The organism is Pseudomonas sp. FP1154 (genome assembly GCF_030687245.1).
Lineage (GTDB): Bacteria > Pseudomonadota > Gammaproteobacteria > Pseudomonadales > Pseudomonadaceae > Aquipseudomonas > Aquipseudomonas rhizophila.
The window spans coordinates 844,945-863,510 of record NZ_CP117465.1; the positions used below are offsets into that span (position 1 = coordinate 844,945).

Here is an 18,566-nt window from a genome sequence, read left to right on the forward strand (position 1 = left end):
CCTAGACCTGGTAGATGCTGTCAGGCACATCGGTGATGAACATATGGCCCGGCGAATGGGTGATGGCGAAGGGCACGCCCGAGGCCATGACCGCGGCCTGGGGAGTGACGCCGCAGGCCCAGAACACCGGGATCTCGCCGGGTTCGATGCGTACGGCATCGCCGAAGTCGGGGCGCCCCAGGTCCTGGATGCCGAGCAGCGCGGGTTCGCCGATGTGCACCGGGGCGCCATGGACTGAGGGATAGCGTCCGGAAATAGTGCTCGCCTCAGCCACGCGATCGGCGGGGATCGGTCGCATCGATACCACCATTTCACCCTGTAGACGTCCGGCCGGGCGGCAGGCACGGTTGGTCCGGTACATCGGTACGTTGCAACCATCGGTGATATGCCGCACTTCGATGCCGGCCTCTTGCAGGGCGGTTTCAAAGGTGAAGCTGCAGCCGATCAAAAAGGCCACCATGTCGTCGTGTTCAGCCCAGGCCTGAGTGGCATCGCTGACTTCCTCGGCCAGCTTTCCATCACGCCAGATGCGGTACAGCGGGATGTCAGTGCGCAGGTCCGCCCCTTCAGCCAGCAGCGTACTCGGGCTGCCGGCGTCGCTGACGTCAAGGATCGGGCAGGCTTTGGGATTGCGCTGGGCATACAGCAGGAAGTCGTACGCCCAGGCGCGCGGCAGGGCGATCAGGTTGGCCTGGGTCATGCCCGGCGCGATACCCGCCGTGGGGGCGACCCGGCCGTTACGGTAAGTGCTGCGTGCATCCCGGGCAGCGGCAATCGCCGCCTGGCGGGCGAGATCCAGGGCATTCATGGGCGTGCTCCGGCAAAGGGCTGCAAGGACATGTGCGCCTGTTCCAATACCCGGCGCAGCTCGCGGGCCATTTCCACCGCTGCGGGGCTGTCGCCATGGACACAGATCGAGTCGGCCTGGATTTTGGTCAGGCTGCCATCGATCGCTTCGAGGCAGCCGTCTTCAACGAGGCGCAGCATACGTTGGGCGACGAGCTTGGGATCGTGCAGCACCGCGCCTGGTTCGCGGCGAGAGACGAGGGTGCCCTGTGGCGTATAGGCACGGTCAGCGAACGCTTCGGCGACACACTGCAAACCCTCGTTACGGGCCAGTTCGATCAGGCTTGAGCCGGCCAGGGCAACCAATATGAGGTTGGAGTCGATCGCGCGGATGGCTTCGATCACGGCCAGCGCCTGACGGCGATCGTGAGCAATGGTGTTGTACAAGGCGCCATGGGGCTTCACATAGCGCACGCAGGTGCCGGCGGCCTTGGCCAGGCCTTGCAGCGCGCCGATCTGGTAGATCACGTCGGCAGTCAGCTCATCGCTGGCCACGTCCATGTTTCGGCGGCCAAAGCCCACTTTGTCCGGGTAAGCGACATGGGCACCAATGGTGACATTTTTGGCCACCGCCGCTTTCAGTGTCCGCAAGATGCCGGCCGGGTCGCCGGCGTGGAAACCGCAGGCGACATTGGCGCTGGTCACGACATCGAGCATCGCGGCATCGTCGCCCATGCGCCAGGCGCCAAAGCTTTCGCCCAGGTCGCTATTGATATCTATGGTTGGCATTCACGTGACTCCTTGTTCGTTATCGGGCTCAGGCAACGTTGAGGAAGGCGAAGATCGGCCCAACGGATTTGATTGCCATGTACCAGGTCAGCAGGCAGGTCAGGGCGCCCAGCACCAACAGCCAGCGTGGGTAATGGTAACCGCCCATGAGGTCGGACCGGCGCCAGCCGACGTAGATAAAGATGCTCAGGCCGATTGGCAGTATCAGGCCATTGAAACCGCCCGCGAAGAGCAGCAGTGCGGCGGGAGCCGTTCCCATCAGGGCAAAGATCAGCAGCGACAGAGCGATGAACACGGTGGTGGCGCGGTTGCGCCCCTGCTCAGTGATGTCCGGCTTGAACACGGTGATAAAGGAAATGGAGGTGTAAGCGGCGCCGATCACGCTGGTGATACTGGCGGCCCAGAGGATGAGACCGAAGACGCGCAGGCCGAACTGCCCGGCTGCTGCCTGGAAGGCTTGTGCGGCCGGATTGGCGCCCTGGCCCGAGGTGTCGATGACTACGCCGCTGGCAACGACGCCGAGGATGGCGAGAAACAGGATGTAGCGCATGAGGCCGGTGACCATGATGCCGCCCAAGGCTGCCTTGGTCACTGCCTGGAGGTTTTCTACCCCGGTAGTCCCGCGGTCCAGCAGTTTGTGAGCCCCCGCATAAGTGATGTAACCGCCGACCGTGCCGCCGACAATGGTGGTAATGGTGGCGAAGTTGATCTGGTCCGGAAGGACGGTTTGATAGAGGGCTTCGCCCAGTGGCGGGTTGGAAGCGAAGGCCACGAACAGGGTCAGGGCGATCATCACCAGTCCCAGCACGACGATCAGTCGGTCGACGGCCACTCCGGCGCGGTGGGAAAGGAAGATGCCGATAGCCAGCAAGGCGCTGAGACCGCCGCCCCATTTTGCATCAAGCCCCATCAACGCGTTCAGGCCCAGCCCGGCACCGGCGATGTTGCCGACGTTGAACACCAGCCCGCCGAAAATCACCAGCACCGCCAGCAGGTAACCACTGCCTGGAATCGCGTTGTTGGCCACGTCTGCGGCACGCATTCGGGTCAGGGTGACGATACGCCAGACGTTAAGTTGAACCACGAAGTCGATCAGAATCGACGCCAGGATACCGAACGCAAATGCCGCACCCATTTTGGCCGTGAACGTGGCGGTCTGGGTGATGAAGCCAGGGCCGATGGCGGACGTCGCCATCATGAAAATTGCTGCGATCAGGGAAGCGCGTCGCGTCTTTGTAAAATCTTGAGCGGTCTGTGTCACGGCTGTCTGTGTCACGGCATCAATTCCTACGGTGGGAGATATTTTTTTATTGAGCAACGAGCGTGCCAGGACTCAAACATCGGCCTAGAAGTGTTGATCTATAGCGTCTGAATTGTTCAACAATCAGTTTGGTGTAAGGCTACAATTCGCACCAAATTGTAACCTTGTCACTCGTGGGTGTTACTTAATGATGCAGGCGACACCCTTGCTCCTTGCCATGGGCGGGGCTCTCATGGAACATCAAAGTGACTTTCTCTTATTCTTATTCTGGATTGCACATGAACGACGTTTCACCTTCCCTTCCTCGCTCGCTGGGAGAATCCATTACCCAGGAGGTCCGCAGAATGCTGGTCGAAGGTGAACTGGTTCCGGGTCAACGATTGTCCGAAGCGGCCCTGGCCGAAAGCCTGCAGATTTCCCGCAACACCTTGAGGGAAGCGTTCAGGGTCCTGACCCGCGAGGGGTTGCTCAAACATGAGCCCAATCGCGGGGTGAGCGTGGCGGTGCCCGATATGGCGTCGATCATCGACATCTATCGTGTCCGTCGCTTTATCGAATGCAAGGCCATTGCCCAGGGTTACCCGCTGCATCCGGGAACGCTGCATATGCGTGAGGCGGTGGAGGCGGGCATGCGAGCGCGTGAAGTCAAGGACTGGAAGGCTGTCGGCACCGCCAACATGATGTTCCACAAGGCTATCGTCGAACTCGCCGACAGCCCGCGATTGGTGGTGTTCTACGGTCAGATATCAGCCGAGCTGCGGCTGGCATTCGGCCTGCTCAAAGATCCGGAGTTCCTGCATATGCCCTATGTCGATATGAACGTTTCAATCCTGCGTTGTATCGAAGAAGGGCGATCAGAGGAGGCAACCCGGCTGCTTGAAGCCTATCTGGTGCAGTCGGAGCGCACCGTTCTGGCCGCTTACGAACGCAGTCTGAACCGGTAGCACCCTACGAGCGCGACGAACTCCTCGCCAGCCAAGCCAAGCCTGTCGATAATTGATACCTGGCGCAGCCGCGTGGCTCACTCGATCAAGCTGGGCACGGCGCCTGCGTCTCCCACCTTGATCCCGGCAGCGGCCGTGGGCCGTTTATTTGGGCGTGGCGATTTCGCTTGAGTAGGCGTTGGGGCATGGAGAGGAAGCAAATGGAGCCGATACTGGAACTGCAAAGCGCGCGGTTGATACTGCGCCAGTGGCGCGACGCGGACTTGCCGGAGTTTGCCGCCATGTCTGCCGATGCGCAGGTGATGCGTTATTTTCCGGCGCCCCTGAGCCGCCTGGAAAGCGCCGCACTGATCGGGCGCGTGCGGGGGCATTTTGCCGAGCATGGCTTTGGTTTGTGGGCCCTGCAGCGCAAGGACACCGGGGCCTTTATCGGCTTTACCGGCCTGGGCGTGGTCGGGTTCGACGCGCACTTCACTCCGGCGATCGAGATCGGCTGGCGTCTGGCCCGTGAGCATTGGGGCCTGGGTTATGCCAGCGAAGCCGCATGGACGGCCCTGCGGTGTGCGTTTGATCGCCTGGGGCTGGATGAGGTGGTGGCGTTCGCCGCCGTCGATAACCTGCCATCGCAGAAAGTCATGCAAGCCATCGGCATGCATCATGACCCGGCCGATGACTTTGAACACCCAAAGCTCGCCGTCGGTCATCCATTGCGTCAACATGTGCTCTATCGTATCAACCGTGAACAGTGGCTACAGACCCTGCACGGTTAGCCGACACGGACGTTTACAATGCCCGCCACAATGGCCCGGGCCAACAATCGATCCACCGTCGCAGCACCGACTGCGCGGTTGAGCTGTGTGAGGAAAGTCTGAATGAGCCACGTGTTGGAAGATCTGGTCGACCTGCTGACCCTGGAACCCATCGAAGAGAACCTGTTTCGCGGTCGCAGCCAGGACCTGGGGTTTCGCCAGTTGTTCGGCGGCCAGGTGCTTGGCCAGTCACTGTCGGCGGCCAGCCAGACCGTGGAAGAGGCCCGTCATGTGCATTCGATGCACGGTTATTTCCTGCGTCCGGGCGATGCGGCCTTGCCGGTGGTCTACCAGGTGGACCGGGTGCGTGACGGCGGCAGTTTCAGCACCCGCCGGGTCACGGCGATCCAGAAGGGCAACCCGATTTTCACGTGCAGCGCTTCGTTTCAATACGACGAGCAGGGTTTTGAGCACCAGAACTCCATGCCCCAGGTGGTCGGGCCGGAGAACCTGCCTTCGGAGCTGGAACTGACCCAGCAGCGGGCGCACCTGCTGCCCGAGCACATGCGGGAAAAACTGCTGTGCCCCAAACCGATCGAGGTGCGCCCGGTCACCGAGAAAGATCCCTACAATCCGCAGCCGGCCGATCCGGTCAAGTACGTGTGGTTCCGGGCCGATGGTGCCCTGGCGGACTCACCGGCCCTGCATAAATACCTGCTGGCCTACGCCTCGGATTTCGGTCTGTTGACCACCTCGATGCTGCCCCACGGCAAATCGGTTTGGCAAAAGGACATGCAGGTCGCCAGCCTCGACCACGCCTTGTGGTTCCACGCCGACCTGCGTGCCGATGACTGGTTGCTCTATGCGATGGACAGCCCGTGGGCCGGCAACTCCCGTGGGTTCTCTCGTGGCAGCGTGTTCAATCGCGCCGGACAACTGGTGGCGTCGGTGACCCAGGAAGGCCTGATTCGCCACCGCAAGGACTGGGCATGAGTCTGGCGGATGTGCGGCACTGGGTGTTCGACATGGACGGTACGCTGACCATCGCCGTGCATGATTTTGCGGCGATTCGCGTGGCCCTGGCGATCCCGGCCGAAGACGACATTCTGACCCACCTGGCGGCATTGCCGGCCGACGAAGCCGCAGCCAAGCATGCCTGGTTGCTGGAACACGAGCGGGACCTGGCGCTGGGCTCCCGGCCTGCGCCGGGAGCGGTCGAGCTGGTACGCGAGCTGGCGCAGCGGGGTTACCGCCTGGGGATCCTGACGCGCAACGCCCGCGAACTGGCCCACGTGACCCTGCAAGCTATCGGTCTGGCGGACTGTTTCGCCGTGGAAGATGTGCTGGGCCGCGACGAAGCGCCGCCCAAGCCCCATCCCGGCGGCCTGTTGAAACTGGCCGAGGCCTGGAGTGTGGCGCCTGAGGCGATGGTGATGGTGGGTGACTACCGTTTCGACCTGGACTGCGGCCGTGCGGCGGGTGCGCGGACGGTGCTGGTGAACCTGCCGGACAATCCTTGGCCGGAGCTGGCGGACTGGCATGCGCGTGATTGCGGGGAGTTGCGGCGGATGCTGTCGGCTTGAAAGAGGGTTGGCTGATAGATAGCTATCGCGAGCAGGCTCGCTCCCACAGTAGATCTGCGGTGGACCCACTTTTGATCGACACCGATCCCCTTGTGGGAGCGAGCCTGCTCGCGATGAGGCCCTGTCTACTCCTACAGAACTCACTGACCAAACAGCGCCTTCTGCCCCTCAGCCGAATTGAACATCCCATCCCCGTTATGCCCCACCCCCGGCACTTCGATCAGCCGCTGGCTCAGCCCCTCGGGATGACGCCGGGTCAGGTAGTCGAAAAAGAACTGCCCGCGCAGTAACCGATACGGCCCTTGGGTCTGCGCTTCACAGCCTTTATCCAGCGCAGGGTGCTCAGGGTCGATGTCTTGTTGCCCAAGCAGATAAACGATGTCGCGTTTGATGTAGTTGTCTTCCAGTTGAGCGGGGGGTTGCCCGGCGGCATAGGCGGGCAAGTTCTGCAGGCCGTACTTCCAATGGTTGAAGCCGGGACAACCGGCCGGGTCGAAGGCCATGGGGCGCTGCGCATCGAAATAGGCATAGGAGGACGGGTTGGCGATGACGAATCTGGGGGCGATCCGGGTTTGACCGCGAGCGAGCAGGGCGTAGCGCTGCGCGACCTGCGCGCCGCCGGAATGGCCCGCGATGACGATCTCTTTCACCTCGGGAAACTGCTGCCGGTCACTGACCCGGGCGACGATGTCGTCGATGACTTGAAAGGAACTGACCGCCTTGGGCCCCGTGGATAAGCCGCCGGCCATCCAGTCGTTGCCTTGCCAGCGCAACAGGTCATTGGGCAACTGATGGCGGGCAACGTCATGTTCGTTGAGAAACTGCGGGGCGATGATCAGGGTCGTGGTCAGTTGACCGGCGTGTGCGGCGGCCTTTTCGGCGCTGTGCAGATAGGTCTGGGCGTTGCGCAGCCGGCCATGGAGGATGATCAACACGCGCTGGATAGACGCCGGGGGTGGACTCACGCCGACGACCATGGCGCCGCCCTTGAGCTGCAGTCGCCCTTGAGCGACCACGCCCACGCCCTGTTCGTCTGCCTGGGTAAAAGTGCAGCACAGCAGCAGGCTGAGGAGGGCGCCCCACTTCATTACAGATTTTTTGCCGCGAAGGTGTCGCATTGGCTGACCTGACCCTGGGCAAACCCGGTCTTGAACCAGCGAACCCGTTGCGCCGAGGTGCCGTGGGTGAAGGAGTCCGGCACTACCCGGCCCTGGCCCTGCTGCTGAAGGCGGTCATCACCGATGGCGTTGGCGGCGGTCAAGGCCTCTTCAATGTCCCCCGGCTCCAGCCAGTTCAGGCGCTTCTGTGCATGGTTGGCCCAGACGCCCGCCAGGCAGTCGGCCTGTAATTCCTGACGGACCAGCAGACCACCATCGCCTTCCATCTGGCGGCCCTGATGGCGAGCTTCCTGGATTTTTGCCGACACCCCGAGCAGGGTCTGAACGTGATGCCCGACCTCATGGGCGATGACGTAGGCCTGGGCGAAATCCCCAGCGGCGGAGAACCGTTGGGACATTTCCTGGAAGAAACTCATGTCCAGGTAGACCTGTTTATCGGCCGGGCAATAGAACGGGCCGGTGGCTGATGAAGCGAGGCCGCAGGCCGAGTTGACCCGACCGCTGAACAGCACCAGTTTGGGTTGCTGGTACTGGCGCCCGGCCTGCTGGAAGACCTGGCCCCAGGTGTCTTCGGTATCACCCAGGATTGAGCGCACGAACTCGGCCTGTTCATCGTTCGCGGGCGGCGCCTGCCGGGTTTGGGAGGAGGGGGCCGAGGTCTGGTCCATCTGCCCGGCCAGTTGCCCGAGAATCTGCATGGGGTCCTGGCCGGTGATCCAGCCGATACCGACGATCAGGACAATGGCCGTCAGGCTCAGCCCCTTGCCGCCACCGAAACGCATCCCACCACCGCCGCCACCGTCACCGCGGGCGTCCACCACGTTGTCACTGCGGCGACCTTTTTTCCATAACATGTGGGAAATCCTCTGATTGACCGTGTGAAGAGTGTTGCCGCTGAGTGGGGTTGCCGCCAGTTCACGGACAGACATTCGCAGTGAGTCTAGCGTTTGAAGGCGCAGGCTGTACGCCTGAGCTCTCAGGCAATCGCCACGGGTTTTGGTTCATCCGTCAACAATGAATGTCGGGTTCCAGAATTTGCATTACACTTCGCATATTTTGGAATCAGCCTCTCTCCTCTGGATTTTTCATGGCCGGCAGTCAAATCGAACGGGTTTTCAATGTGCTGGAAAGTCTCGCCAGCGATCCCCACGGCTGGGCTCTGCAAGGGTTGGCCGAACAATTACAGATTCCCAAGAGCGCCACGCACCGCCTGCTTGCTGAACTGACGCGCCTGGGTTACGTGCGCCAGAATCCCGAGAACCTGCGTTATCACTTGTCGACCCGCCTGGTCGCCCTGGGCTTTCGCTACCTGTCGCGCAGTGGTGCCGACATCGTGCAGCCGGTGCTCGATCGTCTGGCTCGGGAAAGCGGTGAACTGGTACGCCTGGGTGTGATCGAGGGTGATCGCCAGACCTGGATTGCCAAGTCCCAGGGCGCTCGCTCCGGGTTGCGCTACGACCCTGACATGGGCCGCGAGACGCCATTGGTCTATACCGCGTCGGGCCATGCCTGGCTGGCGTGCATGAGCGATGCCGAGGCGCTGTCGCTGGTGGACCGCCAGGCCCTGAAAATGCCGGCGGACGTGGGCCCCAACGCGCCGCGTGACAGCGTTGAACTGCTTCAATACCTGCGTCAGGCCCGGGAGCAGGGCTATGCCTGTGTCGAGGAAAGTTCGGCGGTCGGCACCTCAGCCATTGCGGCCGTGGTGCGTCATCCGCTGGATGGCCGGGTCTTGGGCGTGCTCAGCATCGCCGGACCCACCGCCCGGATGACGCGATTGAGGCTGCATGAGCTGGCGCCGACCTTGCTTGCGTTTACCGAGGAATTGTCACACGCCAGCCAGGCATCGGAGTTGTTCAGCTGAATCGCCGTCGCAGACATCGGCTCCCTACATCAAGCAACACAGGATTCCTACATGACCGTCAGCACTCCGCTTTCCGGCGTCAATCAGGCCTTCAAGGGCATCCTGTTGATACTCTGCGCGACGTTCCTGTTCTCCAGCCATGACGCCTTGTCCAAATACCTTTCAGGGTTCTATCCGATCATCATGGTGGTGTGGGCGCGTTATGTGGTGCACACGCTGTTGATGGCCGGGATTTTCCTGCCGCGTTCGGGGCTGCGGGTGCTGCGTACCAAGCGTCCGTTATGGCAGTTGGCGCGTGCGTTGTGTCTGTTGGGCACCAGCCTGTTCTTCACCACGGCGCTGCTATACATTCCTTTGGCGGAGGCGACCGCGGTCAACTTCCTGGCGCCCGTGCTGGTCACTGCATTGTCGGTGCCTTTGCTGGGCGAACACGTGACACGCGGCCAGTGGATCGCGGTGATCTTCGGCTTTATCGGGGTGTTGATCATTGTCCATCCGGGCGGTGACCTGTTCACGCCAGCGGTGTTATTGCCGTTCTGTTCGGCGCTGTTTTTCTGTTTCTATCAATTGCTCACTCGCAAGCTCAGTGAGATTGATAGCCCGACCACCAGCAACTTCTTCGCCGGCTTGTGCAATACGTTGGTGATGAGCGCCCTGGTGCCGTTCTTCTGGCAGGTGCCAAGCCTGGTGCATGGGGCAATGATGCTTGCGTTGGGAGCGTGTGGGATGACGGCGCACCTGATGCTGACCCAGGCCTTCCGCTTCGCCGCCCCGGCGCTGTTGGCACCGTTCGGGTATTGCCAGATCGTATTTGCCGGCCTGCTGGGCTGGTTGCTGTTCAGCCATACGCCGACGTTGACCACGGTGTTCGGCATCGTGCTGATCTGCCTCAGCGGGCTGGCGGCGGCGTGGCAACAGCGGCGGAGCTAACGCGCACCGTGGTGGGATCGATTGTGGGAGCAAGGCTTGCCCGCGATGAAGACGATACGGTCCTGAGTGAACCGAGGTGCCTGCATCGGGGGTAAGCCGTGCTCCCACATGGGGATGAATCCCGGGCTGACTGGTATCAGCTTTCCAGCGTCGGCACCTTGCGCGGTGCCATGAAGTACAACCAGATCAGGGCAATGAAGTACATCGCCGGGATCAGGGTGAACAGTACGGTGTAGTTGTTGTGGGTCACCGTGAGGATGTGGCCCACCAACTGGGTCATGAACATCCCGCCGACGGCGGCGCACATGCCGCCAAAGCCGAACACCGTGCTCATCATGTGCTTGGGCGTGTAGTCCATCACGAGGCTCCAGATGTTGGCGGTCCAGGCCTGGTGCGCGCCGATGGCCAGGGAGATGGCAAACACCGCCATCCACAGGCTGCTGGAACCGGCGGCCAGGATCACGCCGATGATGCAGCAGGCGAACAGCAACATGGAAATCAGCCGCGCCTTGATCGGGTTCAGACCGCGACCGATCAGGAATGAAGACAGAATCCCGCCGCCCACGCTGCCGAAATCGGCGGTGAGGTAAATGATGATCAGCGGGATGCCCATCTGGGTCACGTTGATGCCCAGGTTGTATTGCTGGTTCAGGAACGGCGGCAACCAGTAGAGGTAGAACCAGAACACCGGTGCGGTGATCGAGTAGGCCAGGGCGAACGCCCAGGTGCCGCGCATGCGCAGGATACGGGAGAAGGGCACGCGGACCTGATCGGGTTCGTCCTGGGCCTGGATGTAGTCCAGTTCCGCCTGTTTGACGCTGGGATGATCCTCCGGGTTGAAGTATTTCAGGCCCCAGAACACCAGCCAGATCCCGCCCAGCGCGGCCATGCACAGGAACGCAGCCTGCCAGCCCCACACCTGCAGGACCAGCGGCAGCAGCATTGGCGTGAACATCGCGCCAACGTTGGTTCCGGCGTTGAAAATACCGGTCGCCACGGCCCGTTCACCGGCCGGGAACCATAGCCGTGTGGTCTTCACGCAGGCCGGGTAGTTGGCGGCTTCGGTCAGGCCCAGGATGAATCGGCAGACCATGAAGCCCACCGCCGACGTGGCCAGGCCATGGGCGCCGGTCGCCAGGCTCCAGAGCAGTACGGCGCAGAAGAACACACGCTTGACGCCGATCCGGTCGATCAGTCGGCCTTGCAGCACGAAACCGATGGCATAACCAACCTGGAACCAGAAGTTGATGTTGGCGTAATCCATCGCCGTCCAGCTCATTTCCTTGGCGAGAATGGGCTGCATCACGCCCAGTGCGGCGCGGTCGATGTAGTTCAGGGTGGTGGCGAAAAACACCAGGGCGAGCATGCCCCAACGGGTTTTGCCCACGGCCAGGGCGCCGCGGATCTTGTCACCGACGCCAGCGGTTGTGGCACCCAGGACGGGGGGCAGGCGGGAGCTTTGGGAGGGAATCATAGCGTGTACCCGTTTTTGAAATTCTTATGGTGTGGTCTTGGGTCTGTTCAAAGGTGCCGACGATCAGGGCGGCCTCAATGAGGGGCCGATGGTGCGCAGTGAGCAAAAAACCGTCAATTCGTTGATCGGGCATTGTGTTCGATAATCGCCCAAAAAACTAACCGGATGGTACATATTAAATTGCTGAAACAAACCTCCAGCTCAATAATCGGCTCACTCTTTCAAAAGCGGCACACCTGTGTGTAGCCGATGCCTGTCCCGGGAGCCGAAGCCATGCAGCGTTCCATTGCCACCGTGTCCTTGAGCGGTACCCTGCCGGAGAAACTTGAAGCCATTGCCGCCGCCGGTTTCGACGGCGTGGAGATCTTCGAGAACGACCTTCTCTATTACGATGGCAGCCCTCGGGAAATCAGGCAGATGTGCGCCGACCTGGGCATCGACATCACGCTTTTCCAACCGTTTCGGGATTTTGAAGGTTGCCGTCGCGAACGCCTTGCGCGCAATCTGGAGCGGGCCGAGCGCAAGTTCGACCTGATGCAGGAGCTGGGCACCGACCTGGTGCTGGTGTGCAGTAATGCCTCGGCCGACAGCCTGGGTGATGAGCAGATTTTGGTGGATGACCTGCGATTGCTGGCCGAACGAGCCGGGGCGCGAGGCTTGCGCATCGGTTACGAGGCGCTGGCCTGGGGCCGGCACGTCAATACTTATCAACAGGTCTGGAACATCGTGCGTCAGGCCGACCACCCCAGTCTGGGGGTGTTGCTCGACAGCTTCCATACCTTGTCCCTCAAGGGCGATCCGAGTGCGATTGCCCAGATCCCCGGTGACAAGATTTTCTTCGTGCAAATGGCTGATGCGCCGATCCTGGCGATGGATGTCCTGGAATGGAGTCGGCATTTCCGTTGCTTCCCAGGCCAGGGCGAGTTCGATCTACCGGGCTTCCTGGCACCGATCATCAAGAGTGGCTACACCGGGCCATTGTCGCTGGAGATTTTCAACGACGGTTTCCGCGCCGCGCCACCACGGGCCAATGCCGCCGACGGCCTGCGTTCGTTGCTGTACCTGGAGGAGAAGACCCGCCAGCGGCTGGCCGAAGAGGCCGAACCGGCAAGCCATGCTGACATCCTGTTCGCCACGCCACCGGCCAGCGAATACAACGGTATCGAATTCCTTGAGTTTGCCGTGGACGACAGTCTTGGCGCGAAGCTGTCCCATTGGCTGGAACGGTTGGGGTTCGTCAAGGCCGGCCAGCATCGCTCCAAGAACGTGAGCCTGCTGCGCCAGGGCGACATCAACCTGATCCTCAATTGCGAACCCTATTCGTTTGCCCACAGCTTTTTCGAAGCTCACGGGCCATCGCTGTGCGCCACCGCCGTGCGGGTCAAAAACAGCGCCAGCGCCCTGGAGCGGGCCGTGGCCTACAAGGGCCAGCCTTATCGCGGCCTGGTGGGGCCCAACGAGTTGGAGTTGGCGGCGGTGCGTGCACCGGACGGCAGCCTGATTTACCTGGTGGATCAGGACGCCGACGTCTACGGCACCGATTTCAACCTGCAACCGGGCGCTGTCATCGGTGCCGGACTCAAGCGCATCGACCACATGGCAATGGCGCTGCCGGCCGATAGCCTCGACAGCTGGGTGCTGTTCTACAAGAGCCTGCTGGATTTCGAAGCCGACGACGAAGTGGTGCTGCCCGACCCGTATGGCCTGGTAAAGAGTCGCGCCCTGCGTAGCCGTTGCAGTTCGATCCGCTTACCGCTCAATATTTCCGAGAACCGTAACACCGCGATCTCCCATGCGCTGTCCAGTTATCGCGGCTCCGGCGTGCACCACATCGCCTTCGACTGCGATGACATCTTTGCCCAGGTCAGCCGCGCCAAAGAGGCCGGTGTGCCGCTGCTGGACATTCCGCTCAACTATTACGATGACCTCGCGGCGCGTTTCGATTTCGATGATGAGTTTCTCAGCGAGCTGGCTTATTTCAACGTGTTGTACGACCGAGATGCCCAGGGCGGTGAATTGTTTCACGTCTACACCGAGCCGTTCGAAGGGCGCTTCTTCTTTGAAATCATCCAGCGCAAGAACGGCTATGCCGGCTACGGCGCCGCCAATGTCGCGGTAAGGCTGGCAGCCATGGCCAAGTCCCGCAGCGGTGGCTTGCGGCACGCCAAGTTGTAGGCAAATCGTAAACGCGGCGGTAAAGGGGCAACCCCGTGGCTTGGCTTGACTGCGCGGTGCGGCCCATAATCGCCAACCTGTGCAGTGATGGCCGTGAGCCCCGCAATGACTACGAATTCAGAGCTTTCCGCAGACCTCGACGAACCTGTCGTCGAGCCGCGCAAGAGTCGCAAGAACAACCCGGAGAAAACCCGGGAAAACATTCTTCAGGAAGCCATCGTCGAGTTCGTCCAGCAGGGCCTGTCCGGCGCTCGGGTCGACGCCATTGCTGAGCGCATCCACACCTCCAAGCGCATGATCTACTACTACTTCGGCAGCAAGGAGCAGTTGTACGTCGAGGTGCTGGAAAAACTCTACGGCGATATCCGCAACACTGAGAGCCGCCTGCACTTGGCGGAACTGGCCCCGGTCGATGCGATCCGGCGCCTGGTGGAATTCACCTTCGACCACCATGACCGCAATGTGGATTTCGTGCGCATCGTCTGCATCGAAAACATTCACAACGCCGAGTACGTCAAGCAATCGGGCGCCATCAAGGCAATGACCAATACCATCCTTGATTCCCTGGGCGTGATCCTGCGCCGAGGTGCCGAAGAGGGGGTGTTCCGCGCCGGCCTGGAACCGCTGGATGTGCATCTGCTGATCAGTTCGTTCTGCTTTTACCGCGTGTCCAACCGCCACACATTCGGTGAGATTTTTCAGATCGATTTGCCGGACGAAGCGATCAAGCAGCGTCATCGCCAGATGATTTGTGAGTCGGTGTTGCGGTATCTGCAGGCCTGACCTTGAAACCTTTGTGGGAGCGAGCCTGCTCGCGATAGCGGTGAATCAGTCAGTGTTGATGTGGCTGACATACCGCTATCGCGAGCAGGCTCGCTCCCACAAGGGTGGTTTCAGTGATTCATGCTCTGGAAATGCTCCAGCATCCGCTGCGCATCCGGCGCTACGCCGCTGAACAGCTCGAACGCCTTCACCGCCTGGAACACGGCCATGTTGCCGCCATCCAGCGTGCGGCAACCCAGGGCGCGGGCGTTGCGCAGCAGTTCGGTTTCCAGGGGGAAGTAGACAATTTCCGCGACCCACAATTGGCCCCGCAGCAGCTCCACCGGCACCGGCATGCCCGGCAGTTTCGCCATGCCCATGGGCGTGGTATTCACCAGGCCGTCCGCCTCGGCCATCGCTGTAGGCAAATCATGTCCGGCCCGGGCGCGGCCAGGACCGAAGTGTTGATTCAGGTTGTTTGCCAGTGCTTCGGCACGGCTGACTTCAACATCAAAAATGCTCAGCGTCTGTATGCCTTCTGCCAACAGCGCGTGGGCCACCGCCGCGCCTGCGCCGCCGGCACCCATCTGGACCACGTGCTTGCGCGCCACTTCACCCAGGCCGCGGCGAAACCCTTCGGCGAACCCCAGGCAGTCGGTGTTGTGGCCGATGCGTTTGCCCTCCTTGAACACCACGGTATTCACCGCGCCAATGCCCCTGGCCTCGGGCGACAGCTCGTCGAGCAACGGGATGATCGCCTGTTTGCAGGGAAAGGTGATGTTCAGGCCGGTGAAGTTCATGCGCTCGGCGGCCTTGAGCAAATCGGGCAGGGCGCCGCTGTCGAGTCCCAGGGCGTCCAGGTCGATCAGTCGATAGAGGTAACGCATGCCCTGGGCATCGCCCTCGCGCTCATGGAGCGCAGGGGTGCGCGAAGCCTGGATGCCCGCACCAATCAGGCCGGCAAGCACGGTGATATTCGACATGCTCATCAACCCTTCAACCGCTGACTGAAATGCTCCAGCGCCAGGCGATAACCATGGCTGCCAAACCCGCACATCACACCGATGGCGACCGATGAAACAAAGGAGTGATGACGGAACGTTTCGCGGGCGTGAACGTTGGACAGGTGCACCTCGATCACCGGGACTTCGCTGGCGACCAGCGCATCACGGATCGCTACCGAGGTGTGGGTCCAGGCTGCCGGGTTGATGACGATGCCGGCACACCGACCGCGGGCGCCATGCACCCAGTCGAGCAATTCGCCTTCCTGATTGGTCTGGCGAAACTCTACCGCCAGGCCGAATTCTTCAGCGGCGCGGCCGCACAGTGCGGAGATGTCCGCCAGGGTTTCGTGGCCATAAGTCGCCAGCTCGCGGGTACCGAGCAGGTTCAGGTTCGGGCCGTTGAGCACCAGAACGATCGGAGGCATCGCAATTTCTCCACAATTTTTATTGTTGGTGTCGGCGGATTTCAGCCGGTGGAGATAAATTGTACTAGATGGTTAATTTGGTCAAACAAAGCCGATGGCATCGGGCAATAAGTGTTCGATGATCGAACATGATCTTGGTCGGGAGGTGAGGGAGGGCACTGGTGGCGAGGGGATTTATCTGTGGGAGCAAGGCTTGCCCGCGATACAGGCGGCTCAAATTCTGAACGACCGCATTGCCTGTATCGCGGGCAAGCCTTGCTCCCATATAGCTTTGCCCTGTCCAGCCCCGCAGCGTTTAGCGCCGCGTCAACAACACCCCGGATTCCATGTGATGGGTCCAAGGGAATTGATCGAACATCGCGCAGCGCGTGATGCGGTGGGTGTCGTGCAGTTGCGCGATGTTGGCGGCGAGGGTTTCCGGGTTGCACGAGATGTAGAGGATGTTCTCGAAACGCCGGGTCAGTTCGCAGGTGTCCGGGTCCATGCCGGCGCGGGGCGGGTCGACGAAGACGCTGCCGAATGCGTAGCTCTTGAGGTCGATGCCGTGCAAGCGACGGAACGGGCGGACTTCGTTCAGGGCTTCGGTCAGTTCTTCAGCGGACAGGCGCACCAGAGTCACGTTATCCACAGCGTTTCCGCTGAGGTTGCTCAGCGCGGCGTTCACCGACGTCTTGCTGATTTCGGTCGCCAGCACTTTGCGCACGCGGGTGGCCAAAGGCAGGGTGAAGTTGCCGTTGCCGCAGTACAACTCCAGCAGGTCGTCGCTGCGATCGCCCAAGGCCTCGTAGGCCCAGTTGAGCATCTTCTGGTTCACGGTGCCGTTGGGCTGGGTGAAGGCGCCTTCAGGTTGGCGATAGCTGAAAGTGCGGCCACCGACGTCGAGTTTCTCCACCACGTAATCATGGCCGATCACTTCCCGTTTGCCTTTGGAGCGCCCGATGATACTCACACCGAGGTCGCTCGCCAGTTTCGTGGCCGCTGCGTGCCAGTGCTCATCCAGCGGGCGGTGGTAACACAGGGTGATCATCGCATCGCCGGCCAGGGTGGTCAGGAACTCCACCTGGAACAGCTTATGACTCAGCGGCGCGCTGGCTTGCCAGGCCGCCTTGAGTTGCGGCATCAACTGGTTGATGCGCAGGCTGGCGATGGGAAACTGCTCGATGAGGATCGGCGTGCGCTTGTCGTCTTGGGAGAACATCGCGTAATGCCGTTCGCCGGCCTCGCGCCACAGGCGGAATTCGGCCCGCAGGCGGAAGTGCTCCAGCGGTGAGTCGAACACCGCTGGCTCCGGCGCATCGAACGGGGCCAGCAGGTCACGCAAGCGGCTGACCTTGTCCTGGAGCTGAGTGGCGTAGGCCTGGGAGTCAAAAGTCATGCGTTGAACCAACCCAACTTGATCACGAACAGAATCGACAGGATGACCAGCGCCGGGTTCAGCTCACGGCCACGGCCAGACACCAGTTTGATGGCGGTCCAGGCGATGAAGCCGAAGGCAATGCCGTTGGCGATGGAATAGGTGAACGGCATCGCCAGCGCGGTAATCACCACGGGAGCGGCCACGGTGATGTCGTCCCAGTCGATTTCCGCCAGGCCTGAGGTCATCAGCACGGCGACGAACAACAGCGCCGGTGCGGTGGCGAAGGCCGGGACACTGGAGGCCAGTGGCGAAAAGAACAACGCCAGCAGAAACAGGATCGCCACGACGATGGCGGTCAGGCCGGTGCGGCCGCCGGCGCTGACGCCCGCCGCCGACTCGATGTAGCTGGTGGTGGTGGAGGTGCCCAGCAGCGAACCGGCCATGGCGGCGGTGCTGTCGGCGATCAGTGCCCGCCCCATCTTCGGCATGTGGCCGTCCTTGCCCATCAGTCCGGCGCGCTTGGCGACGCCGATCAGGGTGCCGGAATTGTCGAACAGGTCGACGAACAGGAAGGCGAAAATCACGCTCACCAGACCGATGTCCAGGGCGCCCTTGATGTCCAGTTGCAGGAAGGTCGGCGCCAGGGACGGCGGCATCGACATCACGCCGCCGAACGGGGTGAAGCCCATCAGGATCGAAACGATGGTGACTGCCAGGATGCCGATGAGCACGGCACCGCGCACTTTCAGCGCTTCGAGGGCGACGATCAGGACGAAGCCGAGGGTAGCGAGGATCGGCGCGGGTTGTTTCAAATCACCGAGGCCGACCATGGTTGCCGGGTTTTTCACCACGATGCCGGCGTTATTCAGGGCGATCAGCGCCAGGAACAGGCCGATACCGGCGGCGATGGCCGAGCGCAGGGGCAGCGGGATGCTGTTGATGATCCACTCGCGGATACGAAAGATCGACAGCAGGAAGAACAACACGGCGGAAATGAACACCGCACCCAGCGCCACCTGCCAGGTATGGCCCATGTGCAGGACCACGGTGTAGGTGAAAAACGCATTCAGGCCCATGCCCGGCGCGAGGGCGATCGGGTAGTTGGCGATCAGGCCCATGGTGGTGGAGCCGATGGCCGCCGCCAGGCAGGTGGCGACGAACAACGCACCTTTGTCCATGCCGGTTTCGCCGAGGATGCTCGGGTTGACGAACAGAATGTAGGCCATGGCCAGGAAGGTGGTGACGCCCGCCAGAATCTCGGTTCGCACGTTGGTGTTGTGTGCCTTGAGTTGAAACAGCCTTTCCAGCATGTCTGCTCCCCGTGGCGCGCCGGGCGCCGTGAATG

Annotated in this window: 18 protein-coding genes; 8 read left to right on the forward strand and 10 right to left on the reverse strand. The window is 61.7% G+C overall.

The features are described 5' to 3' along the window. Position 1: 1 nt before the first annotated feature. The 3 genes from PSH91_RS03700 to PSH91_RS03710 are packed head-to-tail and all read right to left on the reverse strand — an operon-like array spanning position 2 to position 2,836. Positions 2-808, reverse strand: a complete 807-nt coding sequence (locus PSH91_RS03700) for a putative hydro-lyase (RefSeq protein ID WP_305467335.1) — start codon at positions 806-808, stop codon at positions 2-4. Then, the gene (locus tag PSH91_RS03705) at positions 805-1,575 is read right to left on the reverse strand and encodes a LamB/YcsF family protein (protein WP_305467337.1); all 771 of its coding nucleotides are present in this window, start codon (positions 1,573-1,575) and stop codon (positions 805-807) included. Before PSH91_RS03705 ends, PSH91_RS03700 begins: the two co-directional genes overlap by 4 nt. A 28-nt stretch (positions 1,576-1,603) precedes the next feature. Further along, complete coding sequence (locus tag PSH91_RS03710; protein WP_076386749.1) at positions 1,604-2,836, reverse strand: NRAMP family divalent metal transporter; 1,233 nt, start codon at positions 2,834-2,836, stop codon at positions 1,604-1,606. 278 nt (positions 2,837-3,114) lie between these two features. Between PSH91_RS03710 and PSH91_RS03715 the strand changes: the two genes are divergently transcribed. The 4 genes from PSH91_RS03715 to PSH91_RS03730 all read left to right on the forward strand — a co-directional run bounded on the left by PSH91_RS03715 (position 3,115) and on the right by PSH91_RS03730 (position 6,112). Further along, positions 3,115-3,780, forward strand: coding sequence for a GntR family transcriptional regulator (locus PSH91_RS03715; RefSeq protein WP_076386424.1), 666 nt, complete (start codon positions 3,115-3,117; stop codon positions 3,778-3,780). Between the two features lie 200 nt (positions 3,781-3,980). Continuing rightward, complete coding sequence (locus PSH91_RS03720; RefSeq protein ID WP_047229555.1) at positions 3,981-4,550, forward strand: GNAT family N-acetyltransferase; 570 nt, start codon at positions 3,981-3,983, stop codon at positions 4,548-4,550. Between the two features lie 102 nt (positions 4,551-4,652). Continuing rightward, a complete protein-coding gene (gene tesB / locus PSH91_RS03725) occupies positions 4,653-5,522 on the forward strand; it encodes an acyl-CoA thioesterase II (RefSeq protein WP_047229556.1) in 870 nt (289 codons plus the stop codon). Next, on the forward strand, positions 5,519-6,112 hold the full coding sequence (locus PSH91_RS03730) for an HAD family hydrolase (protein ID WP_047229557.1): 594 nt from the start codon (positions 5,519-5,521) through the stop codon (positions 6,110-6,112). Before tesB ends, PSH91_RS03730 begins: the two co-directional genes overlap by 4 nt. Positions 6,113-6,252: 140 nt before the next feature. Here PSH91_RS03730 and PSH91_RS03735 read toward each other — a convergent pair whose 3' ends face one another. Both PSH91_RS03735 and PSH91_RS03740 read right to left on the reverse strand, forming a co-directional pair. Next, complete coding sequence (locus PSH91_RS03735) at positions 6,253-7,200, reverse strand: alpha/beta hydrolase (protein ID WP_173407406.1); 948 nt, start codon at positions 7,198-7,200, stop codon at positions 6,253-6,255. Beyond that, entirely contained in the window at positions 7,200-8,084 is an 885-nt protein-coding gene (locus PSH91_RS03740; RefSeq protein WP_173407405.1) for a neutral zinc metallopeptidase, read from the reverse strand. The genes PSH91_RS03735 and PSH91_RS03740 overlap by 1 nt, the downstream gene beginning before the upstream one ends. 233 nt (positions 8,085-8,317) lie before the next feature. Here PSH91_RS03740 and PSH91_RS03745 point away from each other — a divergent pair, with 233 nt between their 5' ends. Both PSH91_RS03745 and PSH91_RS03750 read left to right on the forward strand, forming a co-directional pair. Next, a complete protein-coding gene (locus PSH91_RS03745) occupies positions 8,318-9,094 on the forward strand; it encodes an IclR family transcriptional regulator (RefSeq protein ID WP_305467341.1) in 777 nt (258 codons plus the stop codon). A gap of 51 nt (positions 9,095-9,145) precedes the next feature. Continuing rightward, a complete protein-coding gene (locus tag PSH91_RS03750) occupies positions 9,146-10,024 on the forward strand; it encodes a DMT family transporter (protein ID WP_047229561.1) in 879 nt (292 codons plus the stop codon). A 136-nt stretch (positions 10,025-10,160) separates the two neighbouring features. Here PSH91_RS03750 and PSH91_RS03755 read toward each other — a convergent pair whose 3' ends face one another. After that, a complete protein-coding gene (locus PSH91_RS03755; RefSeq protein ID WP_107322969.1) occupies positions 10,161-11,498 on the reverse strand; it encodes an MFS transporter in 1,338 nt (445 codons plus the stop codon). A gap of 273 nt (positions 11,499-11,771) precedes the next feature. Between PSH91_RS03755 and quiC the strand changes: the two genes are divergently transcribed. Both quiC and PSH91_RS03765 read left to right on the forward strand, forming a co-directional pair. Continuing rightward, positions 11,772-13,673, forward strand: coding sequence for a 3-dehydroshikimate dehydratase QuiC (gene quiC, locus PSH91_RS03760; protein WP_305467344.1), 1,902 nt, complete (start codon positions 11,772-11,774; stop codon positions 13,671-13,673). Between the two features lie 105 nt (positions 13,674-13,778). Continuing rightward, positions 13,779-14,456 carry a TetR/AcrR family transcriptional regulator gene (locus PSH91_RS03765; RefSeq protein ID WP_047229564.1) on the forward strand — a complete coding sequence of 226 codons (678 nt, stop codon included), beginning with the start codon at positions 13,779-13,781 and terminating at the stop codon, positions 14,454-14,456. Between the two features lie 110 nt (positions 14,457-14,566). Here PSH91_RS03765 and PSH91_RS03770 read toward each other — a convergent pair whose 3' ends face one another. The 4 genes from PSH91_RS03770 to PSH91_RS03785 all read right to left on the reverse strand — a co-directional run bounded on the left by PSH91_RS03770 (position 14,567) and on the right by PSH91_RS03785 (position 18,531). Further along, positions 14,567-15,418: a shikimate dehydrogenase gene (locus PSH91_RS03770; RefSeq protein WP_370695173.1), complete on the reverse strand. Its 852-nt coding sequence runs from the start codon at positions 15,416-15,418 to the stop codon at positions 14,567-14,569. A gap of 5 nt (positions 15,419-15,423) precedes the next feature. Next, positions 15,424-15,864 carry a type II 3-dehydroquinate dehydratase gene (gene aroQ, locus PSH91_RS03775; protein ID WP_305467346.1) on the reverse strand — a complete coding sequence of 147 codons (441 nt, stop codon included), beginning with the start codon at positions 15,862-15,864 and terminating at the stop codon, positions 15,424-15,426. A 295-nt stretch (positions 15,865-16,159) separates the two neighbouring features. Then, complete coding sequence (gene trmA, locus PSH91_RS03780; RefSeq protein WP_305467349.1) at positions 16,160-17,239, reverse strand: tRNA (uridine(54)-C5)-methyltransferase TrmA; 1,080 nt, start codon at positions 17,237-17,239, stop codon at positions 16,160-16,162. Further along, positions 17,236-18,531 (reverse strand): NCS2 family permease, encoded by a 1,296-nt coding sequence (locus PSH91_RS03785; protein WP_305467351.1) that lies wholly within the window; start codon positions 18,529-18,531, stop codon positions 17,236-17,238. The genes trmA and PSH91_RS03785 overlap by 4 nt, the downstream gene beginning before the upstream one ends. Positions 18,532-18,566: the final 35 nt, after the last annotated feature.